Genomic DNA, 24,901 nt, shown 5'->3' with positions numbered 1-24,901 from the left:
AGCCCGCGCACTGAGCGTTGTCCAACCTCATGGTGATGCGAGGTGAACGACGCGGACCGTCTTCACGCCGTCGGTCCTCCGGTTGGTGCTGCAGCGGAGCTTCAGCAGGAGGCGCCGTCCCTTGAGGTTGGCCATGGCCTGCTCGCCGAGACAGCAGGTCTTACGACGTTGTCGGCTCTTGGCCGGGTGGTGGACAGCCTGCCTGTGGAAATGCCGGAGGTGACCCGTAGGGTCAGCTCGCTACCTTTTGCTCAGGGAGAGCCCGGTGGTCCGTACACACCGGCCGGCTCAACCGCCAGACGTGCGAGCCGCTCCCTTGCCTCCGGCGGGTCCAGCACCTCGATGCGTGCCCCCAGCCCGGCCAGCTGTGTCGCGGCAACCTCCGGCGTCGGTCCGTCGACCCGTATCTCCGTCCACCCGTCAGGGAGCATCGGACCGACGTACAGGCGCCCGTCGAACAGCCGCTCCAGGATCTCCATGGCACCCGGCTCGGCCCGGGCCCGAACCGTCGCCGCGTACAGCCGCCCCTCCAAGCGCGCGGCGAACAAACGCCAGATGATGGGAAGGTCGAAGCCGTGCGGCCGTACGACGGGCTCGCCGGTTGCCTCGACCGAGGCGACCCGGCTGAGCCGGAAGGTCCGCAAGCCCCGCTCCGTCTCGGCGACGAGGTAGTCGCGACCCGCCTTGGCCACGAGCCCGAGCGGGTGGACGGTTCGCACGCCCACAGGCTTGCCGGGCCCGGCGTACCCAAGCCGGACCTGGATCCCGTCCACCACAGCCCGCCGGAGCGCGTCGCAGTGCGGACCGGCGGCCGTGACGCCGGCGCGCGACCAGTCCGTGCCGTCGGTAAGGCCGACCCGCGACGCGGCCTCGGCGCCCGAACGCAGAGGTGCAGGCAGCGCACGTACCAACTTGCGCAGTGGCGTACGGAGCTCGAGCGTGGTTGACGAAGGACACGCGAGCAGGAACAGTGCCCGGATCTCCTCGGCAGTCAGCCCGGTGAGGTCCGTACGAGCGCCGCCGACCAGCGACCAGCCGCCGCCGCGGCCGCGCTGCGGGTAGACGGGGATGCCCGCGGTGGACAGGGCCTCCAGGTCGCGGCGTGCGGTCCGACGCCACCGGCGACCTCGCCAGCACCTGCGGACGGCGATCGCGCTGGCCGGACGTACCGTCGCCGCAGTCCGGCCCGAGCAGTTCGACGGGCCCACGCCATGCACCGAATTCACCGTCCGGCGGCTGGCCGGGCACCTCGTCGCCGTCCTGCGCCGGATCGCCCTCGCCGGGCGCGGCGGCGACGTGATGAGTCTCCCCACGATCGCCGACGACCTCGCGGACACCGAATGGCAAGAGGCGTGGGACGCCGCGGTGCGTGAGGTCGAGGCGGCGTGGGCGGAACCCGCGATCCTGGGCCGGACGCTGACCCTGCCGTTCGGCAGCCTTCCGGGCGCTGCCGCCGCAGCCGTTTGGACCTCGGAATTCACCGTGCACACCTGGGACATGGCCACCGCGACCGGCCAACTCCCGGACTGGGAGCCCGAGCTCGTGGCGATTTCGTACGCCGCCATGAGGCGCGGGCTGCCCACCGGGCCGCGTGACGGTGCGCCGTTCGGGGCCGCGGTGGACGCGGACGCGCCGGCCATCGACCGCCTCGTGGCGTGGTGCGGACGCAAGCCGTAATCAGCATCCGAAACAAGGAGGGCGGCCCCATGACTGGGATCGCCCTCCCTGCACGTTCGGGCAGGACGGCGCCACGACCCGGCGGCCGGCGGCGACGTTGCGCTCCGTCTTGCGGACCATCAAGTTGGAAGCTCCGCCCAGGTGTCCTGTCGCAGGGCACCTGACCGGAAGATGGGCCTTTCCGCAGGTGCCTATCCAGAGGTTCGTCGGCGGCCACTGCGTCTGCGGGACGCCGCTGCTCCCTGGACCCCGCAGGGGGGTACCGGTCGCCCCGGACCCTGTGGTCGACAACCAGCCCGGTCTCGCGCCCGACCCTGGTACGGCGGCGCGGCCTCGCACCACTCTCACCAAAAGATCCCGCCGGCCCCTCCACCTCCGCGGCCTGACCGGTACCCGACCCGGCCGATCCGCCGCCGTCGGCAGCATCACCACCTGCAACCGGAACACCGCCCGCGACGGCATCACCCACACCTGCCGGCAGACGGCCAAAAGTGTTCGCGTGCGCCGCAGGGACCGGTGAAGGCAGCGCTACTGCGGGTTGCCGTTGGCGGCGAGGTGGGCGCTCATCTCCGCATGGGCGCGCTGGGAGTGGGCGTTGGCCGGGTCGTGGATGAGCCGGAGGTAGTCGTAGAGGACCTGCACGCACTCGTCCCGGGTGGGGTAGGACGTGTCGGAGGCCAGCTCAAGGCTCTTGGTGACCTCCATCAGCTTCCCGTCGGCCGCGGCGTAGACCGGGTGCCAGATGAGCCGCACTGCCGGGTTGAGTGCCATGACCACGCGCAGTTGCGGGACCTCCTGCGCGATGAGGACGCTGTCGGGGTTGTATGCCCGCAGAAAGATGTGGACGGGGCCGCGGGCATGGTTCACGAAGGCCTTTGACAGGACGTTCCACATCGGCGTCTTGAGCATCCAGTCAGAGGTCAGGGTCAGCTTGTCGACCACGGCCCCGAAGGGGGTGGACTCCAGGGGGGTGTGGCCCTTGGCAAGGGCGTAGTCGCTGACCTGCCTGCCGCCCGACCAGAGCGCCAGCGTCGGCGTGTCGATCTCGAGGTAGTTGCCGATGAGCTGCACGAGCTCTTGGTACCAGGTGTTCGACGCGCGATGGTCGCGCTGTTCCTGGCGGCCGGCGTACTTCGCCATGGCCTCATCGTTGAGCTGCCCCTGTTCGGCGATGCCACCGAGGATGAGCTGCCAGGCGGAGTCCGTGACGGTCTTGGGGAAGCCCGCCTGATCCATCGTGTCGCGGAAAGTGCCCCACTCGCCGTGCACGGTGGGATCAGCGGCATACCGCCGCGCCTCCTCCCTCGCCCCGGGATCCTCCTGGCACTGCACCCAACGCGTCACAGCCGCGTTGCCCACCGTCCCTTGGAGGCCGGCCAGTACGGCGGGGTGCGGCACCTGCCCGGCCGAACGCATCGGGGCCGCGCCCTGCACCTGCCTCCCCGGTACTGCTACAGCCGCCGGTGACACCGCGGGCATCCTTGCCTCATGCATACTCGCCAGCCCTCCAGGTCACTGTCCCGCCCCGAAGCCCGACACTAGGGGCTCAACACCGCCCCCGTGAGGACCGAAAGGGCAACCACAGGGGCACAACAGACCCGAGGCCGACCAACGGCCACCCACGAAGAACTACCCCCAGGCCCGCACGATCACGGACACGGAAAAGGCGGGTGCGTCACCGGCCTGTCCGGCGGTGAGGTGGAAGCCCAGGGGCCGGCAGTTGTCGTCGGCCGCGAGATAGATCTTCGTGGTCAGCCCACCGCGGGACCGGCCAATGGCGTGGTCGTCCGGTTCGCCGGCTGGGGCCCCCTTTTGCGGGCTCCGGCCGTGTGCTGATGGGCCGCACGATCGTAGAGTCCACCGAGACGACCCAGTTCAGCTCCTCGTCGGCGTCCGCCTGGGCCAGAAGCTCGGTGAACACCCGCTCCCAAGTGCCATCGGCGGACCACAGCCGCAGGCGGCTGCAGACGCCCCGCCAGTTGCCGTACTTCTCCGGCAGCTGCACCCAATGTGCCCCGGTCTGAAAGTTCCCGGCGATGGCGTCGATCACCTCTCGGTGGTCCCGCCACCGCCACCCCGCTTCGGTGTCCGGTCCGGAAGCAACGGCTTAATCCGCGCCCCCGTTGGACGGCGCGATCGTCACCGTGATCTTCCGTGCCGACGTCGCGAACCGGTTGTCGATGATCTCGCCGTCCTCACGAGTCCGCTCCCAATAGCACTCCGACATCGAGCCCTCAACCCAGTACGTCCCCGGCGCGATCTTCCCGAACTCCCCCGCCGGCTTCGCCGCCACCATGTATGTGCCGTCGTTGAACCACCGCTCGTACCTACCCGACGCCGCCGCCTTCACCTCATCCGTCCACTCCGGGCACAGCATCGGGATCCCGGCCAGCAGAACCTCCTTCCCGTCGTCCCAGAAGAACAGCCCTTCCGCGAGCCACTGCGGCCGCGACTCCTCCCTCACGTCCTCGGCCGGCAGCCGCTCGCAGACCTTGGCTACGAAGTCCGACGCCGAGAAGTACATGTCGTCGTCAACCTCCCGCCCCTTGGCTGCCGCGAGCGCGTCCAACTCTGATGCGGCTACGTCGCCGCAGCGTACGCTTCGACGACGACCGCATCCTCAGCCTCGGCTACGCCTCGCCCGGTTCCGCCCGCAAGGACCTGGTCCGCGCCCTTGAGGTGAACCGTGCCGAGGAAGCCGCCGAGTCGGGGGGTACCGGCAGCAGGACAACGAGCGCCTCGACGAACTCCCCGCCGCCGTCCTGCCCCAAGCGACGGAGCAGCGCCCCATCCTCGACAGGCAAGGCGAAGTCATCGACCTGGGAATCGATATCCGGGCCGTGGACGCGGTGCTGCGCCTCATGGACCGTCGAGCGAAGCTCAACGGCCTCGACGCCCCGGCCGCCGTCGAGGTGTCCGGCCCGGGTGGCGGTGCTGTCCGGCTCGAGCGCGTGAACCTCGTGGAGCTGAATCAGCTCCTCACGACCGCCGGCGACCCGGATCCCGACGAGGAAGACGACGAGCAGGACCCGGTCGGTACGTACGACGACGCGGACCTCACGAACCCCTGTACTTCAGTTGCCTCTGCTCGATCGCCGAGTACCGGCCCATTTTGCCTGGCCAAGGCATCCGAAGGGGGTGCCCCCTGGGCGCGGTCCGCCCCAACCCGGACAGCGCGGTTGAGGGCTTTGATCAGGACCGCTCCTGAGCGAGGAAAACTACTTTGGGGCGCCGGGTGAGCGTGGCAGGCTTGCGCGGTGATCTTTGAGTTGGCTCCTCGCTTCCTGACCTGGGACGACGTGGACCCCGCCCGTCAAGCCTTCGACGGCGCGTCCGTAGCGCAGACGGTGCGCTCGCTCGGCCCGGCCCGGTGTGTACCTATCCGCCCGGACGTCCCTTTCGGGGACCCCGCGATGAGCACCTGGAGTCATGACGAGGCCGAGTCCTGGGCCGACGCCATGTCGTACGCCCTTGTCCAGCACTACGGCAGGTGGACCGTCGGGTGGCGCTGGTCGCACGACGAGGGGGATTTCGACGGTGGACCGATAGGAAACTGGTGCTGTCCGCGGGACTCGATCACGACGCCGGAAGAGACACTGGCCCGTGCCGAGGCGGCCCTGCGTGAGTGGCGCGAGTGGCTGGAGTACCTCGCCGGCTGGTTCGAGGCGTACCCCCTGGACCTGACCGACATCGAGGATCAGCGGATCTTGTGGGAGCGCGCGGTGAGGAACCTGATCCTGCAGGTCGTCGACCGCACCGGGTGTGGCAGCGGCTGGCACGGCCACTGCCGCCAAGTGCTCACCTGGTTCCTCCATCGCTGGGGAGTCGCGCCCGACGTGGCCCGGGGCCTGGTCGACGAGGCGATCGGTGGACGGTTCCACAGCTGGACCGGCCCTGACACGGTGGTCGTCGACGACGTCGCGGAGCAGCTCGCGCAGTCTCTGCAGCCGACCGACGGCCGTACCCGCGCAGACACGCCGGCTCAAGACCACTTGCAGCGCTGGCTCGCGGTACGCGAATCGGTGCCGTGGCACGAGATCCCGGACAACGGTACGGACGGACCGGTGGCGCCCCTTCGCGACGGCGCGGCGGAGGACATCCGGGCTTTCGACGGCGCCATCGACCCTGCCCGAGCCGAAGGCCTGTTCAGCGCCCTAGAACTGCTCCGAGCCGACGCGGCACGCGGAGCGCGGCTCGACTTCGCGCTGCTCAGCAGCTGGCAGCAGCACCTCCTGGGCACCCCGCAGCCGCCACGGTTCCGCGACTCGCCCGCCTTCGCCAAGGGAAGCCGGGAGCGCCACGGCATCGGACCGGACACACGCGACCGACTCGACACGTGCCTGGCCGAGGGCGCATCCGACGTCGGCCGACCTCTCGGCCTGACCGCCCGCGCCGCCCGTGCCTATCTCGACGTCTGCTTCTTCCATCCCTTCGACGATGGCAACGCCCGGTCCGCGTTCCTCACCCTCGTCTTCATCCTCGCCCGCGAGGGCATCGCACTCGACGGAGTCAGCCTCCTGCGCCGCATCACCTTCGAGGCCGACAATCCGAGTAATGCTCAGATCCTGTGGATCGGGCCCGGGAGGACGTACCTTCCCGGGTGATTGATCGATAGGTCACCGAGCAAGACTGACGTTCGCGGCGTCGGTCGGGAAGGCACGTCCGTGCTCACCGTAGTCAACGAAGACGGCGCCACGCGAGACGGGTCGTCGCTGCTGGACGAGATCGTCCGGGAGGGCGCCCGCAGGATGCTGGCCGCCGCGCTGGAAGCCGAGGTCAACGCATACATCGCCGAGTTGGCCGACCAGCGGGACGAGAACGGGCGGCGGCTGGTAGTGCGCAACGGCTATCACCAGCCAAGGAAGGTCACCACCGCGGCCGGGACCGTGGAGGTGAAGGCCCCGCGGGTGAACGACAAGCGCACCGACCTCAACACGGGCGAACGCATGCGGTTCTCCTCGGCGATCCTGCCGCCTTGGGCCCGGAAGTCCCCGAAGATCAGCGAGGTGCTGCCGCTGCTCTACCTGCACGGGTTGTCTTCTGGGGACTTCGTGCCCGCGCTGGAGCAGTTCCTCGGCAGTTCGGCCGGGCTTTCGCCGGCCACGGTCACGCGGCTGACGGCCCAGTGGCAGGCCGACCACGCCGCCTTCATGGACCGCGATCTGTCGGCCACGGACTACGTGTACGTGTGGGCCGACGGCATTCACCTGCGCATTCGCCTGGAGGAGGCCAAGGCCGCCGTGCTGGTGGTGATGGACGTGCGTGCGGATGGCACCAAGGAGCTGATCGCGCTGGCCGATGGCTATCGCGAGTCGACGGAGGCGTGGGCGGGCCTGCTACGCGACTGTGCCCGCCGGGGCATGCGCGCCCCGGTGCTGGCCGTCGGGGACGGCGCGCTCGGCTTCTGGAAGGCCCTGGCCGAGGTGTTCCCCGACACCCACGAACAAAGATGCTGGGTTCACAGAACCGCAAATGTTCTCGATTCCCTGCCGAAGTCGGCCCAGCCCGCGGCCAAGCGCGCGATCCAGGACATCTACAACGCCGAGGACAAGGAGCAGGCCCGCAAAGCCGTCACCGCGTTCACCCGGCAGTACAACGCGAAATACCCCAAGGCGGTCAAGAAGATCGCGGACGATGAGGACGAGCTGCTGGCGTTCTACGACTTCCCCGCCGAGCACTGGATCCACCTGCGGACCACGAATCCCATCGAGTCGACGTTCGCCACCGTGCGGCTGCGGACCAAGGTGACGAAGGGTGCTGGCAGCCGGGCCGCCGGGCTGGCCATGGTCTTCAAGCTGGTCGAGTCCGCCCAGGCCCGCTGGCGGGCCGTGAACGCACCCCACCTCGTCGCTCTGGTCCGTGCCGGGGCCCGGTTCGAACGCGGCCACCTCGTCGAACGCCCCGAGACCCTCGCGGCGTGATCAGCCTCAGCCGATCCGCAGAAGCCGGGAGGATCTCAGGCACTCGTGCGCCGTACGTGCAGGTGGCCATCGCGGGGGAAGGAGGGCGGCGCCGCGGGCAGGACGCTGTCAAAGTCGTACCGGCTCTTCTGCGCAACCCGGCACGATGCCAGGTTGTCCACCTGGTGCAGGAGTTCGAGACGCTCCAGCCCGTCGCTCTCGAAGGTGTCGAAGGCCCAGCTGGTGAGTGCCTCCAGAGCGCGGGAGGCCACTCCCCGCCCGCGAGCGTGCGCCGCGGTCCAGTAGCCCACCTCGGCCGCCGGTTTGCCGGAGATGGCTTCCTTGAGGACCACGTTGCCCACCAACTGTGCGCGAACTGAACCGGGTTGTGCCTCAAGGACGGCAAATCCGAACCGGCCCCCCGCTGCCCAGCCCCGCTGCTGGGCCTGCACCCACCGTGCCCCGTCAGCATCGTTGTCCACGACAGAGCTCGCCCACCGGCGCAATGCGGGATCCCGGCTCACCTCGACCAATGCGGCAACGTCCTCCATGCGCCAGGGACGAAGAACGAGAGCGGGAGAGACCGGCGACGCGGCCACCTGAAGTACGACGGGGGCATTCACCAACCGATCATATGCGGCGGCGCTTTCACCCGACGCCAGCCGCGTCCGGCCCATGCCGCCTTGCGACCGCCCCGTCATTGCTGTGTCCGGACACGCAGAGCCTGGACGGACCAGTCGAACACCGGCGCCAGACTCTCCGGGGCCGGCCAGCCGTTGACCACTGCGAGGAGCTGGAGGTATCGCTCCCTGCGGGGATCGTTCACGCTCTCCAGCCGAGTCGCCAGCCGGCGGCGGAGCTCGACGTCGTCGGGGCGGCCGAGGAGGTGCGCGTAGTGCGCCGTGAACGCCGCGACGATCGGATCGGCCTGGGGCGAGGCCGGGTCGATGCCGGCGGTCAGGGCCGGGCCGGCCTGGTCACGGACGGCTGCGGCAATGTCGCGGCGCGGGCCCATCGTGTCGCTTCGGGCCTGCTCGGCTGCCTGGTCCTCGGCCATCCGCCGCACGACGGCGCGGAAGTCCGGGTCCAGGGACATTTCAGCCAACTCCACCCACGCCTGGACCTGCTCCGCCTCCGGGTTGTCAGGCAACTCGGGGGTCATCGAGCGCATGACCCCCGCGAATGCGGGGGCGGCGTCAAGACCGCCGAAAACGACGTCGAGGAAATCGCCGATCAGACGTCGGCGTTCGTCCTCGGAGAGCTGGGCCAACCGGTGCATGAGTTCCGTCTCCTCAGGTGTGGACCCGCGCTCGGCCACCGCCATCAGCACCGCGCGCCGCAAACGCAGGACGCGGATCTGCACTGCCAGTGCTTCGGCGTGCGCCGCGGCGACCTCGGGAAGCGAGAGCTCGCGGTCCACGACCTTGCGGATCGTGGGAAGGTCCAGTCCCAACTCGCGCAGGGTCCGCACGAGGTCCAGGCGTGCGACGGCGTCGATGTTGTAGAGGCGGTAGCCGGCCGGGCTGCGGTCCGTCGGCGCCACGATTCCACGATCGGAGTAGAACCGAATGGTCTTGACCGTGAGACCGGTCCGCCGAGCGAGCTCGCCGATCGAGTAGAGCGTGTCGCCGTCCATGCCCTCACCTTTGCGTCTCCCCCTACTGGAGACTCAAGCCCCTATGCCTGCCAGCAGCCAACCACTCCTCATCCACAAGTCTTGACAATTCCTCCGACAATCCCCAGGACCCGCTCAACCTCGTCGGCTACATCAACATCCATCTTGCGGAGACCCGGCGCCGCGCCGCCGACTCGACCAGCTCGGCATCAAGGTGAACGCCTCAGTTGGCGAAGGCCGCCAACTATCGCGCTCAGTCACAACGGTCACTCGGACGGGTCAGCCCCAGCAGCCCGCGATCCGGGAGGGGACCCGCGTGAAGGACATCGGATGGGGCTTGGACGCCCTTGAGTGGGGCATGGCACGCGAGCCCGAGTGGGGCGCGGCCGACACTCTGGACTGGCGCTGACAACGAAGGCCCGCATCCACTGTGCCGAAAGGCGATGAGTGTCACCCAGGCAGGCATGTTGTCACCAGGACCAGGAAGGGGTGGGGCGATCGACACTCGGTGTCCCGTGGACGAACCCGACACCCCGACTTTGAGGGGTGGGGTAAGCCCTACCCTCCGGTGGCCGGGTAGCAGGCTCGCTGCGGCATCGTGCATCCGCGAGCGTACTCCCATGACTGAGACCGCCTCACTCCGCACTGTGCCGCAGGCGCCCACCGCACCCGAGCCGGGTGCCCGCCGGTTCCGCTGCGAGCTGGGTTACCTGCTGTCCGGACTACCGCTCGGGCTGGCGGCGTTCACTGTCGCGGTGACCGGAGCCGCCCTCGGAGTGTCCACCCTCGTGGTCTGGGTCGGGCTGCCCATCCTGGCCGGAACACTGCGAGCGGCCCGGGCCCTGGCCAACCTGGAACGCCGGCGCGTCATGGCCGTCACCGGCCGCCCGTTGCCGTCGCACCGCCCGCGGCCGTCCGGCACGGGATGGGCGGGAACACTGCGCGCGGTACGCGATCCACGATCCTGGCGCGACCTCGTCCATCTGGTCGTCGCCTTCCCGCTCCAGATCATCACCTTCAGCGTGGCACTGACATGGACCCTCGGCGGCATCGGCGAGCTGCTCTACGCCACCTGGGCGTGGTCCCTGCCTCGGGGACAGGACAACCAGGGCCTAGCCGAGCTGATATTCGACACCTCCTCGCAGGCCGCCGACATCGGCTTCAACACCGCCATCGGGGTGCTCCTACTGGCCACCGCGGCCCCGGTAGTCCGCAGGCTGGCCGCATTGCAGACCCGGTTCGCCATCGCCCTGCTGACCGACCGGGCCGCGTAGCCATGAGCCGGCCGCGCCCTGCTCCATACCCAGATCTGTGTGCTGCTGGTGCCAAGTAGCCCGCCAATCCGATGACAACCATCGTGCTTCATCTCGCCGCTTCACCCAGGTCGTTCGGGACGTCCGGTGACTACGATCGCGCCTCGGCACACCACTCGGACAGGCCAACACCAGCAGCCCGCAATACGGCAGGGGAACCCGCGTCAGCGACATCGGATGGAACCGTCGTGACCGCCCCGGGCTGGCATGGGCGACCTCGCATGGGCACGGATCGCGAACCCGACTGGGCTTGAGCAATGGCGCAAACAGCGGCCCGCCTACCCCTGGAGGAGCTCGTCACGGGCCTGTCCCGGGTCGGCGGCCTGGAGCCTGTCGTGAAGTCGCTCTTGAGCGTACGGCTCTGCCGGAGCCGCTTCGGCCCGCTGCCGGCAATCCGGACACCCCTGCGGTTCTGCTGGTGCGAAGAGATCCATATAGCGGGTGACCTGGTGCTCCGGAATGCCGCAGCCATCCGTCGCTGGATTCGTACAACCATCCGCACGCTCAGTAGTCATGTAAGGCGAGTACGCCGAAGGCGTGTTCGTCTCGTTTCCCGGGGGACCCACATGATTCACCACATATTCCTGCATGCCCGCGTCCTTCCGGCCGTGGCCGCCGCCGGGATGCTCGTGCCCGTCGTCGCGGGCGCGGCGCCGGCTTCCGCCGCTACCGCGCCGCAGGTCAGCTGCACGTCGGGCAAGGCCGGGCTCGCCGCCAAGCTTCAGAGGGACATCGCCGCCGCCCTCGCCACGCGCACCGGAACCGTCGCCGTCGGCCTGCGCGACCGCACCACGAACACCACCTGCACCCTGCGCGCCACGTCCTCGTACGACTCGGCCAGCGTCGTGAAGGTGACCGTCCTCGCCACGCTCCTGTGGGACGCCAAGAAGACCAATCGGTATCTGACCTCACGCGAGACCAACCTCGCCACCGCCATGATCACCAAGTCTGACAACGCGGCCACCACCTCCCTGTGGAACCAGCTCGGCGTCACCAAGGTGAAGGGTTTCCTGGCGGCGGCAGGCATGACGCGGACGGTGCCCGGGTCCGGCGGCTACTGGGGGCTCACCCAGATCAACGTCACCGACGAGCAGCGGCTGCTCTCGCTGATCACCGCCAGGAACACCGTCCTGAGCGACAACTCCCGCGCCTACATCCTCAAGCTCATGGGCAACGTCGTCACCTCGCAGAGGTGGGGGACGCCGGCCGGCGCGCCCTCCTCCGTGTCCAAGCACGTCAAGAACGGCTGGCTGCAGCGCGCCACGCGCGGCTGGCGCGTGCACAGCGTCGGCACGTTCCAGGGCGGCGGCCACGACTACACCATCTCCGTGCTCACCGATGGCAACAGCACGATGAGCTACGGCGTGAACACGATCCAGGCCGTGGCCAAGGTGATCCACCAGGATCTGTTCCCGACCGCTCCCGCCGCGTCCCGTTACACGCCGACCACCACGCCCAAGGAGGCGTACATCGCGGTGCCCCAGGCAGAGTCACCTTCACCCGGGATCAGCACGGCCGCTCCTACCAGATGAGCGCCGTCATCACGCGGGACATGCTTGATGAACGCACCGGGGCCAAGCAGTCCCTGCTCCCGCCGGGCTTCCTTGGCGGTGACTACAACCAGGCACGAGGACACATGCTCGTCAATCGCCTCGGCTGCTCAGGGGACACGCTCGACAACCTCTTCACGATCACGCAGACCCCCACCAACAGCCCGGATATACGGCACTGGGAAGGCGTCGTCTACGACGCCGTGAAGAGCGGGAAGGTCGTCACCTACAACCTCTGTCTTGGGTACTCGGACGACCCGGCGGACTCCGTCCCCAAGCACATCCAGCTCGAGGCCTTCGACCAACACGACAACCTGCTCTTCGATAGATCGCTCGACGACGAACCCGCCCACGGCCAGCAACGGCGCCACCGCAGAGGACTGCCCCGCATGGCGACGAGCGTGGCCTCACCGATGGTCCCGGTGAACGCCGCCACCATCATGCGACTGTTGGACTCCGGGCAACTCGCCCTCGCCGGCCAGGGCGGCGGCCAGCGCAAGAAGCTGTCCCGCGGCGAACGGCAGAACAACGGTCCGCACCGCAACCTCGACCGCCAGGGTGCAGCTGATCGGAAGGCGGAGCTGGTGCGCAAGATGCGCGAGAAGGCAGGCGCAGCCCAGGGCGCCGAGCCGGCGGGCGACAACACCGCACAGAACTGACGCACCGCCGCCGCAAGGCGGCACGGCACAAGGCAGGGCCCGGACCGCGACGCGCGGTCCGGGCCCTGCTGCCGCACCGGGCGCAGCCGAAACCGCTCATCACCGCCAGCGCAGCAGTACCCGGTACTCCAGCGGCAGCCCCAGGGCCGACCGCGCCCACACCATCAGCGCCGTCACGCCGCAGCGCTGCAACGAGCTTCACGAAGTGCCGCGGGCCCAACCCGGTGCCACCCCATGCTTCGGGTTCCCCCTGGGCAAACGCGGTACAGCAGCGTTCAACACGGCCGCCGCAGGCGTCCTCGTGAAGACCGATCCGAACAGCGCCACGTACCACTACGACGAGGAGCCAGGAGTATGGCAGGGGAGCAACGGGCCGCCACCACTGTCGAGGGACGGAACTATCACTGACCCGCGGGCTGCCCTGGGCTCCGGTCTCCACCGACAGGACTCCCGCGCCGACTCCCTTGACCACCTCGTCCAGGACGGCGGGGCGATCGGTGGGCGTGTGCGGCCCCCACATGAAGCGGGCAGGCAGGGACTCCCCCGCGGGCCACCCTTCGGGGTGGCCGGACTGCTGGAGCCGCTGGACCATGCGCAGGAGGACGGCGTACTCGTGGTCGCGGGCCAGGCGCATGGCCCGCGACCAGCGAGTCGAGCGGGCCGAGGACGAGCTGGAGGGCGTAGCCGGAGGAGAGGGCGGTCGGGTCCAGGGTGCCGAGGCCGGCGGCGGCGCTCGCAGTCACAAGGCGAGGTCCAGCAGCGGAGGGGAGACGACCCCCAAGCATCACTGTCCGCCACAGGGAGGCAGGCTCAGACGGTCAGCGGGACGAGCCGGCGACTGCCGCGCAACGGCGAGGTACGGAGGAGGAGTTCCGCACCGGAATCGCCGGAACGAAGCCCTGCACGAGGTAACCGAAGCGGTCGTGGGGGTTGCGCTCCAGGCCGAACCAGCCGCGCGCCCACTCGCCGATCGGTGCCTCCGCGTGGGTGTACGCCACGAGTGTCACGGCAACGGCGAGCACGTACGGTCACACGTCGGGTGGCCGAGTACATCATTGCCCTGGCCGCGCGGCCGGGGCGGAAGGCGAGGACGTCCGCTTCCGCCCCGCACGGCTATCAGGCCGGGCGCGGGAGGTACGCCAGGCCGTGCGCGCCGGCCTCGCCGAGCTTGGCGATGTCCAGCCGGGCCAGGCGATCCAGCGTCTCCAGGTCGACGACATCGACGGTGGAGGAGATGGCGCAGGCCACATAGGCGAGTCGGCCGTCGGGAGACGAGGTGATGGTCAATGGGAAGAGCCCGACCGCGAGTTCACCCATGTGCTTGCGGGTGTCGGCAGCGAACACGGTGAGGCGGCCCGGTGCGTGGCGTCCGAGTCGCGACCCCGGATCGGGTGACATGCGTACTTCGCCCGCGAGCAGCTTCCCCGTCGAAGTCAGATGCACCGGCAGGACGATGTCTTCCGTGGGCAGGGTGTCGACGACGGACGCGGTGCCGGCGTCGATGATCCGGATTCCCGTGGTCGGCCGCCCTTCCGCGGCGGCGGAGAAGTCGCCGTAGGGCGCGGCGACGAAGGCATGAGTGCCGTCGGCGGAGACGGCGAGGCCCTCACTGCCCGGTACCTCGACCTTCGAGGTGAGGACGCCCCGTTCGAGGTCGACGACCGACACGAACGGCGCCTCCTTGTTGGTGGCGTACCCTGTCCTGCCCGCCGGGTCGATGGCGAACCAGTGCGGGCCGGGCGCGTCGGTGTCGATCCTGCCCACAGGCCGGCGGGTCGCCATGTCGATCACCACGACACCGCCAGGCCGGTTCGCGGCGCCCTCCACGCTGACGTAGATCCGGCCGCGCGCCGGGTCCAGCGCCAGGCCGTGCGGCCCGTGTTCCGGGCCGATGTCGACGATCTCGACGATCTGGCGGGTGTCGGGGTCGATGACGGCCAGGTCGGTGCGTCGGCCGCCGTTCGCGTGGTAGTAGCCCGAGCGGTACGTCAGAGTGCACCACAGGAGCCGGCGCGTCGCGTCGAAGCACAACTCGTGGGGCTCGGCCGGGACCTGCACGTGGCCGAGATGGCGGTCGGACGCGGCGTCGAAGAACGAGACGGTCGGCCCGCTCTGGCTGACGACGGCCAGGACATCGCCTTGCCGACCGGTACGGGGGGACTGGCGCACAGCGACTCCTTGAGATGGGGCGGAGGGAGGGATGCCACGCGTTTCCGCGGGCGTCTCCACTCTCCGTGCCACAGAGCGCCACATCAATGCAAAGATGAGCATCCAATCATTGCCTCAGATGCAAAATTGCAGTTCAGGAGCCATTGATGGATCTCAACCTGCTGCGCGTCCTGGACGCCTTGCTCCAGGACAACAGCGTGACCCGAGCAGCGGAACGCCTTGGTACCTCGCCCGCGGCAGTGAGCCGCACCCTGGCCCGGCTCCGCCGTGCGGTCGGCGACCCGCTGCTCGTCCGGGCCGGCCAGGGGATGGTCCCGACCCCGCGCGCCCTGGAACTCCGGGAAGAGGTGGCCGCGTTGCTGCGCGGCTGCGACAACGTCCTGCGGCCGGGTCCCGGTTTCGACGCCGCACGTCTCCAGCGCACGTTCACGGTGCAGGCCGCCGACCTGCTCCTGGTGGGACTGGCCGCGAACCTGACCGAGCGGATCCACGCGGAGGCCCCACTGGTCGACGTCGTCTTCCTGTCCGAGGCGGTCGAGGGCGGCCCCGGGCTGCGACAGGGCTGGGTGGACGTCGAACTCGGCGTCCTCGGGCACCTGGACCCGGAGATCCGAACCCACCAGCTCACGCGGATGACGCCTATCGGCATCGCCCGCCAGGATCATCCTCTCTTCGACAGGCCGATCGACGCCCGTCGGTTCGCCGCGGCCGACCACATCGGCATCTCCCGACTCGGCAAGCGCCTCGGGCCCATCGATCACGCGCTGGCAGAACTCGGACTACGGCGCCGGACCCCGATCGTGGTACCCAGCCACACGAGCGCGATGATGCTCGCCCGGGACACCGACCTCGTCGCGCTCAGCCTGGCCGACTGGCTCCCCGACACCGTCACCGCCATGGGACTGCGGACGTTCGCCATCCCGCTCGACCTGGCACCGATGGACCTGGGGATGGCTTGGCATCCCCGCAACTCGACCGACCCGGGTCACAGTTGGTTCCGCGAGCACCTGGCTGCCGCCGTCCTCGCCCCGGCAGGACTCGGTGACGCCGAGCGCTGATCCCCACCGGCACGACCCGGCACCCGGGCAGGACCGCTGACGATCCGCGGCCCCGACCCCACACCCGGGGTCAGGGGCTGCGTCAACGATTCTCGGCTGCCCCTCATTCGGCACCCAGGACTGCGTGTCGCGCAGCCCTCCGGCTGCTTCCCCGGCCAGCGCGCGTCAGGCCGAGTGCAGGAACGCACGCCCGTCGGAGAGGCCTTGGTCGCACGCATGACCGGTCTCGACGAGAACGAACGCCGTGGCCTGAGAAGGCGATAGCGCAACCGTACGGTCGCGGCAAGGTGAGGACCCCGGTTCCGGGTCGTGTCACTCCGGCGGGTGTGTCGGGACGTGGTGGGCCTCTCGTCACGCTCCTGAACGGCAGTTCGCCCGGGGCGGCGTCCCCCACGCCGCTGCCGACTGACCCACCTCGGGGTGCGTCATCGTCGCCGACGCCGCAGCATCGCATCGCATCGCAGTACGTTGCTGCGAAGTCTGCGCCGGCCCCGACCTGGCAGGGCCTCAGCCGTTGCTTCCGAGACCGCGATCGGGCAGGCTCATGTCCCACGTCGCGGGAGTGCCGTCGGCGCTCCCGTAGCGCAGGAACACGGTCCCCGCCGGGCCGGCCACCTCGCTCGGGGGAGCCGTCTCAGAGGTGGCCGTCACGACTTCTCCACGGGGACGACGGCGACCTCCGTCAGGTGCCGGCCCAGCTGGTACGCCTGGCGGATCCGGCTCATGATCTGCCTCCTTCTCCGGTGCTTCGGGTGATCTCTGCTGCGGTCACTCCCGTTCGTCCGGGAATCCGTAGTCCGCCGGGCCCTCGTAGGGCAGCTCGAACTCCGGCTCGGGATCGGGCTCCCTCGCGTCCTCACACGGGCGGCACAGCGGCGCGGAACCTTCGACCGAGACGTCGATCGGCTTGCCGCACCCGCCGCATGGCGCGATCTCCTTGACGATGTGGGAGCAGGCGAAGCAGAAGTAGACGGACTCGGGCTCGCTGCGGACCCGGACGTCGGTGCTGAGGGTCTGTTCATCGCACCAGGGGCAGACGTGGATGTACGAGGGCCTGCCCTGGTCGTGCCGGATCGACGGGAGCCAGAGCGTAGCCAGAGCGCCGAGCTCGAAGAAGCTGGAGCAGCAGCGGCAGGTGGCGAAGGCGCCGTCGCCGGTCGGCGGTACTGGGGGAGCCTCGTCCAGGACCAGCGTCACCTGCTCGCAGGCGGGGCACTCGATGGTGGTGCTCTCAGGGCCGTTCTCGCGCAGTTCGCCGGCGATCCGGTTCATCCGCTTCTCAACGTAGGAGTTGATGTTGCCCAGTTCCTCGCGGAGGTCCTTCAGACTGCGCTTGGTCTCCTCCTGATCCGCAGGTCCGAGGTAGGGCTGCAGCTCGGCGTCGATGAAGCGGATCAGGCACTGGCGCCGCCTGCGTCAGGATCGGCCGGGTTCCGTCGGAGCTCTTCGAAGACATGGAGTCCTACGCGATCGCCGCAGGTAGGCAACTCGGCCGGTCGCGCGGCGGGCCCGCCGTCGCCGCCGCTGCAAGGACGCGGGTGCGGTCGTCGAGGTCGACGCCGCGCCCGTGCCGTCTGGGCCGGTCACCTCGCGGCCGGGCTACGAGGTCGGTCGCGGTGAGTCCGCCAAGCGGCGAGCGCTTCGGTACGGCTGCCAGTTGGATGCTCGGCATGCCAGTCACGCAGGAAGCGGTTGAGCTCGAACTGCGCGCCGATCTCCTGAAGCTGGGCAGCGGTCTGGCGCGTGGCGTGCCAGTGGGCGATGGCGTCGGCCAGGGTGCGCCCTGCGCCTTCGGCAACGAACGCTCGCATGTACCCGTCGAAGTGGAAGCTCGGGCCGATCTCCCGGCGGAAGTACTCGCGCAGCACCTGACTGCACCGCTGGCCCTCGGGAATCACGGTGGAGCCGTTCACCGGCGCGGCAAGCTGGTGGCCGGTGCTGCGCGTCCGGGACAGCGCGGCCGCCGGGGCGACGCCGTCCAATGCGGCCCGCAGTCGCTCCGTCAGCGCCGCCTTCCCACCGCCCCGCGACACCCCAAGCTCCCGGGCGAGCACGGTCAGCTCGGCAAGCGTCCAGTACCAGCGGGCCAACTCGTCCCCACTCAACGCCGCACTCAGCTCCGGTCGCGTCTCAGCGCCCTCGTTCGAACTCATGTCCCCATGATATGAGAGGTGGTACGCCCAGCGTTCGACGAGACGAATCGGCGGCGTACACGAACCACCTCCGGCATATACGACGCGGGGCATCTGCGATGCGCCGGTCGTCTACAGGGCGGTGGGCGGATCCGTTCTCTTCGGACACCCGGGCGGTTATGCATCGCACGGTGGGGTGATCCCCGGTGCTGCCCCGTGACGGCATCAGGTTCGGCAGGTTGGCCGGGCATGCGAATCAAGATCTTGAGTCTGACGGTCCTGGCTGCTGCGGCCGCGGTGGCCCTTCCGGTCGGGCCTGCGGTGTCAGCTGCGGCGGACAGGCCGTGCGTGGCGGAGTCGCGGTGGGAGGGCGACCGGGAGTGCTACACCGGCCACCGCGCGAAACGTGGCCCTGGTTGACCTGCACATCCAGAAGAAGCGGGGCCGCGATCACGCGCGGGCGGAAGGCTTTGTGGAGGAGGGCGGCGCCGTGTGGATGGAGGTGCCGTGTGGATGGAGGTCAAGAAGCACGGCGGGCCGGCAAAGCGGGTGTACCTCAAGCGGGTCCTGAAGGGCGGCACGGACAACCCCCACGCCGCATCGCGGCAGAAGGGCCACAGGCTGGCAGTACGACGGGCCGGGCTACCTCGTACGCAGATGCGCCGCGCTCGCCGGCGACCGCCTCAAGGCCTGTACCGGGTGGCACTGACGACGGCCCCGCGCGTGTGAGGCAGCCCACCGACGGCAGGCGACTCCCCGCAGGCGGCAACTCGTTGACGAGGTATGACACTCCACTACCTGCCCACCGCCACCCCCGCCGAGCCGACGGAGACACCCTCCTCCGACGAACCGCCCCTGCTCTTCCGCACCGAACCTCCGCAGCCGGTCGCCGCGCCGGAGGAACGTGAGCGTGGCAGGGAGAGGCCGAGGCACTCGCCGCGGCGGCGGCCACCGGCCAGCGGGCCGCGCACTGGATCCGGACCCTGCCGCTCCCGGCCGGGGCATGGATCAGCGGCCCGCTGGCCGACGCCGTCGAAGAGGCGATGACCAGCCTGGACCCGGCGGAGCGACGACATCGACCACCACGGACACGGCGGCGTCTCGTAGTCGGCCCGCGCGCGGCTGGACGGCCTCATCTACGGCATGGCAGAGATGGCCCCCCTCGCAGCGCACCAGCGGGTAGCGCTCTGCGCCATGGTCCACTGCGTCCAAGGCCTCCCCAAAGCCCTCGCCAACGACCCGGGCACAGTGATCGAGGACGGGGACCTGACGGCCGTGTGCGCGGTGATCGACAACGCCATCGGCGTCACTGGTCCCCGAGAGGCGTGACTCGATACGCGGCCTGACCGCGAGGCGACCGGTTACACCGCATCACCCCCAGGACCTGGGCTCGGCGGCCGAGCGCTCGCCGAGCCGGAGGCATGACCCCATCGAGCGAGGTGACCAGCCCTCCCCGCCGCCCGTTGACCCGATCATGAACAAGATCATCACCAGTCTCCTCGGCGCCGGGCTCCTCGCCGCCGCGCTCGCCCCCGCCGCGCTCGCCGCCGCCCCCGTCGACCCCGCCACCCGCGACGCGCACATCCAGCTCACCGTGTCCCGCACCGACGGCACCACCCGCAACACCGGGTTCGTGTTCCTCAACTGCCCCGGCAAGCCCGGAAAGGACCACCCCTACACCGCCGAGGCCTGCGCCGACCTCCACGCCGCCGGCGGCGACTTCGACCGCCTGCCCGGCCGGGACTCGGCCTACTGCTCCAACGAGGGGCCCGTCACCGTGACCGCAGACGGCGCCTACAAGGGCCGCCCGGTCCACTGGGAGCACACGTACGAGAACGACTGCGAGCGCCAGCTCGCGACCGGCCTCGTCTACGAATTCTGAGCCTCCCGCCCGTTCGCAGCGCCTAGGTCCAACCTGAAGCTAATCACGCGATTCTCGAACGTTTCTGAATCAGATCATCGCAGTGGAGAAGGGCGTCAAGTCCCGGGCGCACCAGGACCTGACCGCGGCGCATCACGGCCTGCAGAAGCCCGCGTTGCTCGCCGGCATCTCCCGTACCTACCAGCCGAAGGACGAGGAGGGCGAGCAGCTGCCGCCCGAGTCGACTCTGGTGCAGGTGAAGGCAGAGGACGCGCTGCGCTACACCGCGCGGGCGCTGACCCGTCTCTTCGATGTGACGACCACCAAGGACTGGGCGAACTGCGAGGCAGGGGCCGACATCACCGTCGACGGACGCGTGCTCGTGGGGCAGGTGCCCGTCGCGTATCTGCTGTTCCTGGAGAAGCAGCTGACGGACATCAACACCTTCGTCCGCAAGCTTCCCGTACTGGATCCCGCCGAGGCGTGGACGCAGGACCCCTCGACCGACGCGTGGAAGACCGAGGTCGTCCGCACGGTCCGTACGAAGAAGGTTCCGCGCAACCACGTCAAGGCGGAGGCGACGGACAAGCACCCGGCGCAGGTGGAGGTCTACTACGAGGATGTGCCGGTCGGTTACTGGACCACGGTGAAGTTCTCGGGCGCGCTGCCGGCCCGACGAGTGAACGAACTGCTGGAGCGGGTGGAGAAGCTCCAGCAGGCGGTGAAGTTCGCCCGTGAGGAGGCGAACAGCGCCGAGGTTACCGACCAGCGGGTCGGCGACGCCGTCTTCGGCTACCTCTTCGGGTAGCCGGGACACCACAGACTCCCCGGCCACAGAACACGGCCGGGGCGCGCGAGGAGCGCAAAGCTGAAGCTGAGCCTTGTCGTGACACATGCGGTTCCAGTGGAGGTTCGAGTCCTCCTCCCGGCACTACCCGCCGGGATAGCCCAATCAGGCAGAGGCAGACCGCGGTCAATCTCAGACTATTGCTCCAGACTCAGCATGCGCCGCTCATCGCCGGATCGACCGGGCCCGGGCCCTGGTGCGTCGAAATGCCAGTTCGAATCTGGTCCGCCGAGCTCGATCGGCGGTGGTCCAATGGCAGGACGCGACGCAATGACGAATGACCCGGGTCCTCAAGTGTGCCGGCGTGTGATGTGAGCGGCATCCACAGGGTCCGGGGGCAGGCTACGCCCTCGGACCCGCTCCTTTCCCGCGCGAATGATGTGTGGCTATCGACAGCCGCGGGTGCTTCACTCGCCTCACGACCGGCTCTGACTGGTGCCTGATCGTCGAGACGTCGACGCCCTTCACGGGGTACGACATGGCGGAGGGCGGTCGCGTCGAAGTAATGCCGGTCGACGGCGAGACGTCTTTCGCAGCTCATCTCGGCGAATCGGTGCCGGCGGTGTGTGAGGAGCTCGCGCCGGCTGGTGTGATCACGGGGCCGCAGCCGTTACTGACAGGATTTCCCGCATGCTCGAAGCGAACCTCGACGCGCTCTCCCGGATGATGTCCGAACACATGGCTACGCCGTTCCCATCCGGCTTCCGTGGCCTGGACATCGAAGGCCAGGACATGGTGATGCTCGATGCGGACGCTTACGGATACGCCGCAGGCGTCGTCAACGGCCCATTCAGCGAACGGCACCGCGCGGGCCTGACGCAGCTGACGTTGGTGTTCGAGAAGGTCCTTCCGGCGATCAACGACGAGTACGCGACCACGTACTACACGCACGTGCGTGACATGGCCGTCCGGCCGCCGAAATCGATGGCCTACGTGAGAAGTAGAGCCCGGCCGCCGGCGCCGAAGCGGCCGAGCCCCGTCGCCAGAGCGGCACCGGTGCCGAACTCGTCCTTGGTCCAGCCGGCCATGCCGAGCAGCGGACCATGCGGCGGCTCGGCGCAGGTGGGGTCCGGCCACGAACCGGGTCGGTGGGAGGGGCATGGCCTCGCCCACTGAGCCGGCCGTACAGCAGCTGCTCATCGTCGCTGTTCATGCCGTTCAGCGTCGCGGACGACGATGACGGGCAGAGGCCGGATCGGATCCCGTGCAAAGGCCGGGAAGGTCGGGAAAACCAGGAAGGTCAGCGTTCTCCTCTAAGGAAGTTGGTCGGGCCGGTGTCGTGCATGATGTCGTGAAGGTGTATCAGTTGCCGGCTTACACGCGAACGCCTCCGGTCACCTACGGATGAACGGGCTCTCAGACAGCCTCAATTGAGCCCCGTCTCCTCGATCATTGGCTGCCCTCCCGAGGCCCTGAACCCACACACACGCCGGCACGGTCGGAAACCGGGTGCGGACTGGCGGTGCGGTGGTGTGTGATCGGGGCATGGCGATTGTTCTGGGCAAGCCGGGAGTCGACGGGCTGGGCGAAGCCGTGGGCGTACTGCGGGAGTGGCAGAGCGACGGGGCGCCGATGCAACTGCATCCGGGGGACCTGGGCTGGTTCTGGCGGTCAGGTGCGGAAGCGACCGCGGCTGCTATCAGGACGTGGAGCCGGGACGGCCGGATTCTCGGCGTCGGGCTGCTGGACGGTCCCGGGCTGCTGCGGCTGACGATCGCGCCGGACGCTCAGCGGGACGGGGAGCTGGCGCAGCAGTTGCTCGAAGACGTGACCGAGCCGGAGCGCGACGTGCTGCCGGAGGGGAGGGTGAACATCGAGGCGCCGATGGGTGCAGTGATCCAAGATCTGCTGTCCGAGGACGGCTGGAACGCCGACGAGCCGTGGACGCCGCTGCGCCGAGACCTCACCGAGCGGGTGGATGATCCTGGCATGCGGATCGAGGTGGTCGGGCCGGAACAGGCGCATGTGTTCACCGCCGTCCACCGGGCAGCGTTCGACGGGTCGAGGTTCACGGACGAGCGCTGGCACGCGATGGCGGGCGGGCTGCCCTACGCTGACGCCCGGTGTCTGCTCGCGTACGACGACCAGGGCATCGCGGTGGCGGCGGTGACGGTGTGGTCGGCCGGCCCGGGCAGACCCGGGTTGCTCGAGCCGATGGGCGTGCACCGGGACCATCGGCGTAACGGCTACGGCGCGGCCATCACCCTCGCTGCGGCGGCCGCACTCCAGCAACTGGGCTCGTCGAGCGCGATCGTCTGCACTCCGAGCTCCAATATCGGCGCCGTCGCCACCTACGAGTCAGCCGGCTTCCAGCCACGCCCCGAGGTACGGGACCGTACGTCTTGTCGGCGACGGCTTTGACCGGCGGCGGCTGTGGTCGGCCCGCACGGAGCCGGGTGAGCCGAACGGTCGGGGGCAGTATGCGCGTAGCTGACAGCCGGTGTTGAGCCGAAGAATGATCCCTTGATCACTTATCGGCGGCGATGGTGCGAACGAAGACGGGTTTGAGGTGGCTCTCCGTTAGTGCGTCGGGGAGTTGTTCCCAGTCGAGGACGTGGGAGACGACGCGTTCGCCGGGCCGGAAGTGATCGCCCGCTGCCGCCGATCGGCGCCCCGTACGTCGCCATGTGCGGGACCTCGGTGCAGTGGGCGGTCAGTCCGGCGCCGGAGTGGTCGCAAGTGACGCAGCTGATCGACCGGGTGACGGCGACCAGGTCGCCAGGGCCATCGCGGTCACGGCGACGTCGCCGGCGTCGACGACTCGGGCCGCTCACTTATGCGTGGCCGAGTGTGAACGGCGGGTCGATGAAGCCGTGTCGGGTCAGGATCACGGAGGCCACGTCTCAGGAGGTAACCGCGATCGGCGCGACGATCGCCTCGCCAGCCCACTGGATCCGAGGGTCGGGGCCTCGCACCACGCGACAGTGTGCCGCGCGACGTTCGTCAGCTCGCGCATCTGTCTGCTCCTGCACCAAGGCCACTCGGTCGGTGCAGCGGATCACCGAGCCACCTGCGCCCCAGGTCCCGTGGGCCGCTCGTTCACCGGCACCCACACGCGCGGCAGTGCAGCAAGCAGCTTGAGGGGGCACCGAAGGACTCAGCGAGATTGCCCGTCGTCCGCTCCGCCCCATCCGCCCTCCTGTGCAGGAGCCCCGGACGACGTCCGCATCTTTGTGGCTTCTGTCAGTACGACCTCTCTCACGGTGCGGGAAGACTGCCCGTCAGAGGCTCGGCGCGTCCCGGGGGCGCGCTGGGCCCAGGCCACGCAGATGACGTAGAACAGGGAAGACGGCACAGTGAGCGCACAGCAGCAGTACGACGAGATCGGTGAGGCGTACGAGGGGTTCAAGGCCCTGCCGCTGGAGCAGTACGTAGTGGTGCCCAGCTTCCTCGCCATGGTCGGGGACATCCGCGGCAAGTCGGTCCTCGATCTGGCGTCCGGGACCGGTTTCTACAGCCGGGAGTTCAAGCGCCGAGGCGCCACGGACGTCCTGGGAATCGACGTCTCCGGTGAAATGGTGGCCGTGGCAAAGCAGTTGGAGGAGCGCAATCCGCTGGGTGTGCGCTACGAGGTGGGCGATGCGGCCGAACTGCGGCCCTTCGAGCAGCGCTTCGACGTCGGTTTGGCGGTCCAACTGCTCAACTACGCGGAGGACATCGCCACGACGGAGCGGATGTGCCGCAACGTGCACCGGAGCCTGAAGCCCGGCAGCGAGTTCTTCGTGCTCAACCAGTCACCCGACTTCCGCTTCGACGGGCCGTCCCCGGAGAAGTACGGCTTCCGCAGCGAACTCACCGGCGAGGAGGTCGAGACCGGACCGCAGGTACGGACCACGGCGCTGCTCGACCCGCCGGTCTCGTTCGTCGCCAACCGCCCGCGCCGCGATGTCTACGAGAAGTGCTTGCAGGCAGCCGGGTTCAGCGAGGTGACCTGGGTCCCGATGACGGTGTCGGAGGCCGGTCTGCGTGAGTTCGGTGCGGATCACTGGGCTGACTTCTACGCCAACCCCCCGCTGGAGATGCTGCGCTGCCGCGCCTGACGGCGGACCGGTCGCCTTGACGCCGGTTCCGGGGGCGGTGTTCCGCTGCCGTGGACAGCACCGACCTCATCGGCAGCACG

23 protein-coding genes and 3 pseudogenes are annotated in these 24,901 nt (G+C 69.3%); 14 read left to right on the top strand and 12 right to left on the bottom strand.

Annotation, left to right across the window (positions count from 1 at the left end):
• Nucleotides 1–251: 251 nt before the first annotated feature.
• On the bottom strand, nucleotides 252–911 hold the full coding sequence (locus OG361_RS40565) for a helix-turn-helix transcriptional regulator (protein ID WP_405861834.1): 660 nt from the start codon (nucleotides 909–911) through the stop codon (nucleotides 252–254).
• Nucleotides 912–1,077: 166 nt separating this feature from the next.
• Here OG361_RS40565 and OG361_RS40560 point away from each other — a divergent pair, with 166 nt between their 5' ends.
• Nucleotides 1,078–1,677, top strand: a complete 600-nt coding sequence (locus OG361_RS40560) for a TIGR03086 family metal-binding protein (protein WP_405861832.1) — start codon at nucleotides 1,078–1,080, stop codon at nucleotides 1,675–1,677.
• A gap of 528 nt (nucleotides 1,678–2,205) precedes the next feature.
• Here the strand turns inward: OG361_RS40560 and OG361_RS40555 are convergent.
• The 4 genes and pseudogenes from OG361_RS40555 to OG361_RS40540 form a co-directional block, all read right to left on the bottom strand.
• On the bottom strand, nucleotides 2,206–2,946 hold the full coding sequence (locus tag OG361_RS40555) for a hypothetical protein (protein ID WP_405861830.1): 741 nt from the start codon (nucleotides 2,944–2,946) through the stop codon (nucleotides 2,206–2,208).
• A gap of 393 nt (nucleotides 2,947–3,339) precedes the next feature.
• Nucleotides 3,340–3,450 (bottom strand): annotated as a pseudogene (locus OG361_RS40550) (IS5/IS1182 family transposase); the annotation flags it as partial.
• 154 nt (nucleotides 3,451–3,604) lie between these two features.
• A pseudogene (locus tag OG361_RS40545) lies at nucleotides 3,605–3,751 on the bottom strand (transposase); the annotation flags it as partial.
• A 33-nt stretch (nucleotides 3,752–3,784) separates the two neighbouring features.
• A complete protein-coding gene (locus OG361_RS40540) occupies nucleotides 3,785–4,246 on the bottom strand; it encodes a hypothetical protein (protein ID WP_405861828.1) in 462 nt (153 codons plus the stop codon).
• 271 nt (nucleotides 4,247–4,517) lie between these two features.
• Between OG361_RS40540 and OG361_RS40535 the strand changes: the two genes are divergently transcribed.
• Genes OG361_RS40535 through OG361_RS40525 form a run of 3 tightly spaced genes read left to right on the top strand, consistent with a single transcriptional unit; the run spans nucleotide 4,518 to nucleotide 7,598 of the window.
• Nucleotides 4,518–4,916 (top strand): hypothetical protein, encoded by a 399-nt coding sequence (locus tag OG361_RS40535; protein ID WP_405861827.1) that lies wholly within the window; start codon nucleotides 4,518–4,520, stop codon nucleotides 4,914–4,916.
• An 18-nt stretch (nucleotides 4,917–4,934) separates the two neighbouring features.
• Nucleotides 4,935–6,281: a cell filamentation protein Fic gene (locus OG361_RS40530; protein ID WP_405861826.1), complete on the top strand. Its 1,347-nt coding sequence runs from the start codon at nucleotides 4,935–4,937 to the stop codon at nucleotides 6,279–6,281.
• Between the two features lie 60 nt (nucleotides 6,282–6,341).
• Nucleotides 6,342–7,598 carry an IS256 family transposase gene (locus OG361_RS40525; RefSeq protein ID WP_405861824.1) on the top strand — a complete coding sequence of 419 codons (1,257 nt, stop codon included), beginning with the start codon at nucleotides 6,342–6,344 and terminating at the stop codon, nucleotides 7,596–7,598.
• A gap of 35 nt (nucleotides 7,599–7,633) precedes the next feature.
• Here OG361_RS40525 and OG361_RS40520 read toward each other — a convergent pair whose 3' ends face one another.
• Nucleotides 7,634–8,200 (bottom strand): GNAT family N-acetyltransferase, encoded by a 567-nt coding sequence (locus OG361_RS40520; RefSeq protein WP_405861822.1) that lies wholly within the window; start codon nucleotides 8,198–8,200, stop codon nucleotides 7,634–7,636.
• A gap of 74 nt (nucleotides 8,201–8,274) precedes the next feature.
• Nucleotides 8,275–9,213 carry a MerR family transcriptional regulator gene (locus OG361_RS40515; RefSeq protein ID WP_405861820.1) on the bottom strand — a complete coding sequence of 313 codons (939 nt, stop codon included), beginning with the start codon at nucleotides 9,211–9,213 and terminating at the stop codon, nucleotides 8,275–8,277.
• 599 nt (nucleotides 9,214–9,812) lie between these two features.
• Between OG361_RS40515 and OG361_RS40510 the strand changes: the two genes are divergently transcribed.
• The 3 genes from OG361_RS40510 to OG361_RS40500 all read left to right on the top strand — a co-directional run bounded on the left by OG361_RS40510 (nucleotide 9,813) and on the right by OG361_RS40500 (nucleotide 12,714).
• Nucleotides 9,813–10,466, top strand: coding sequence for a sensor domain-containing protein (locus OG361_RS40510; protein ID WP_405861818.1), 654 nt, complete (start codon nucleotides 9,813–9,815; stop codon nucleotides 10,464–10,466).
• Nucleotides 10,467–11,128: 662 nt separating this feature from the next.
• On the top strand, nucleotides 11,129–12,037 hold the full coding sequence (locus tag OG361_RS40505; RefSeq protein WP_405862696.1) for a serine hydrolase: 909 nt from the start codon (nucleotides 11,129–11,131) through the stop codon (nucleotides 12,035–12,037).
• A 458-nt stretch (nucleotides 12,038–12,495) separates the two neighbouring features.
• Nucleotides 12,496–12,714 (top strand): DUF6243 family protein, encoded by a 219-nt coding sequence (locus OG361_RS40500; RefSeq protein ID WP_405862694.1) that lies wholly within the window; start codon nucleotides 12,496–12,498, stop codon nucleotides 12,712–12,714.
• Between the two features lie 813 nt (nucleotides 12,715–13,527).
• On the opposite strand, the pseudogene OG361_RS40495 reads toward OG361_RS40500, so the two are convergent.
• Nucleotides 13,528–13,706, bottom strand: a pseudogene (locus OG361_RS40495) (DUF2238 domain-containing protein); the annotation flags it as partial.
• Between the two features lie 124 nt (nucleotides 13,707–13,830).
• Entirely contained in the window at nucleotides 13,831–14,883 is a 1,053-nt protein-coding gene (locus OG361_RS40490; RefSeq protein ID WP_405861816.1) for a YncE family protein, read from the bottom strand.
• Nucleotides 14,884–15,029: 146 nt separating this feature from the next.
• On the opposite strand from OG361_RS40490, the gene OG361_RS40485 reads away from it, so the two are divergent.
• Entirely contained in the window at nucleotides 15,030–15,941 is a 912-nt protein-coding gene (locus OG361_RS40485; protein WP_405861814.1) for a LysR family transcriptional regulator, read from the top strand.
• A gap of 507 nt (nucleotides 15,942–16,448) precedes the next feature.
• Here OG361_RS40485 and OG361_RS40480 read toward each other — a convergent pair.
• The 3 genes from OG361_RS40480 to OG361_RS40470 all read right to left on the bottom strand — a co-directional run bounded on the left by OG361_RS40480 (nucleotide 16,449) and on the right by OG361_RS40470 (nucleotide 18,094).
• On the bottom strand, nucleotides 16,449–16,592 hold the full coding sequence (locus OG361_RS40480; protein WP_405861813.1) for a hypothetical protein: 144 nt from the start codon (nucleotides 16,590–16,592) through the stop codon (nucleotides 16,449–16,451).
• A gap of 117 nt (nucleotides 16,593–16,709) precedes the next feature.
• Nucleotides 16,710–17,213 carry a hypothetical protein gene (locus tag OG361_RS40475; RefSeq protein WP_405861812.1) on the bottom strand — a complete coding sequence of 168 codons (504 nt, stop codon included), beginning with the start codon at nucleotides 17,211–17,213 and terminating at the stop codon, nucleotides 16,710–16,712.
• Nucleotides 17,214–17,524: 311 nt separating this feature from the next.
• Nucleotides 17,525–18,094 (bottom strand): DUF6434 domain-containing protein, encoded by a 570-nt coding sequence (locus tag OG361_RS40470; protein ID WP_405861811.1) that lies wholly within the window; start codon nucleotides 18,092–18,094, stop codon nucleotides 17,525–17,527.
• Nucleotides 18,095–19,216: 1,122 nt separating this feature from the next.
• Here OG361_RS40470 and OG361_RS40465 point away from each other — a divergent pair.
• The 6 genes from OG361_RS40465 to OG361_RS40440 all read left to right on the top strand — a co-directional run bounded on the left by OG361_RS40465 (nucleotide 19,217) and on the right by OG361_RS40440 (nucleotide 24,821).
• Nucleotides 19,217–19,402 (top strand): hypothetical protein, encoded by a 186-nt coding sequence (locus tag OG361_RS40465; protein ID WP_405861809.1) that lies wholly within the window; start codon nucleotides 19,217–19,219, stop codon nucleotides 19,400–19,402.
• Between the two features lie 145 nt (nucleotides 19,403–19,547).
• Nucleotides 19,548–19,955, top strand: a complete 408-nt coding sequence (locus OG361_RS40460; protein ID WP_405861807.1) for an SSI family serine proteinase inhibitor — start codon at nucleotides 19,548–19,550, stop codon at nucleotides 19,953–19,955.
• A 64-nt stretch (nucleotides 19,956–20,019) separates the two neighbouring features.
• Nucleotides 20,020–20,742: a hypothetical protein gene (locus tag OG361_RS40455; RefSeq protein ID WP_405862692.1), complete on the top strand. Its 723-nt coding sequence runs from the start codon at nucleotides 20,020–20,022 to the stop codon at nucleotides 20,740–20,742.
• Nucleotides 20,743–21,411: 669 nt separating this feature from the next.
• A complete protein-coding gene (locus tag OG361_RS40450; RefSeq protein WP_405861805.1) occupies nucleotides 21,412–21,897 on the top strand; it encodes a hypothetical protein in 486 nt (161 codons plus the stop codon).
• 369 nt (nucleotides 21,898–22,266) lie between these two features.
• On the top strand, nucleotides 22,267–23,142 hold the full coding sequence (locus OG361_RS40445; protein WP_405861803.1) for a GNAT family N-acetyltransferase: 876 nt from the start codon (nucleotides 22,267–22,269) through the stop codon (nucleotides 23,140–23,142).
• A 935-nt stretch (nucleotides 23,143–24,077) separates the two neighbouring features.
• Nucleotides 24,078–24,821: a class I SAM-dependent methyltransferase gene (locus OG361_RS40440; RefSeq protein WP_405861801.1), complete on the top strand. Its 744-nt coding sequence runs from the start codon at nucleotides 24,078–24,080 to the stop codon at nucleotides 24,819–24,821.
• The last annotated feature ends 80 nt before the right edge of the window (nucleotides 24,822–24,901 follow it).

This window comes from Streptomyces sp. NBC_00090, assembly GCF_045160815.1.
Lineage (GTDB): Bacteria > Actinomycetota > Actinomycetes > Streptomycetales > Streptomycetaceae > Streptomyces.
The sequence above is the reverse complement of the archived record's forward strand: the minus strand, read 5'-3'. Positions and strand labels throughout refer to the sequence as shown.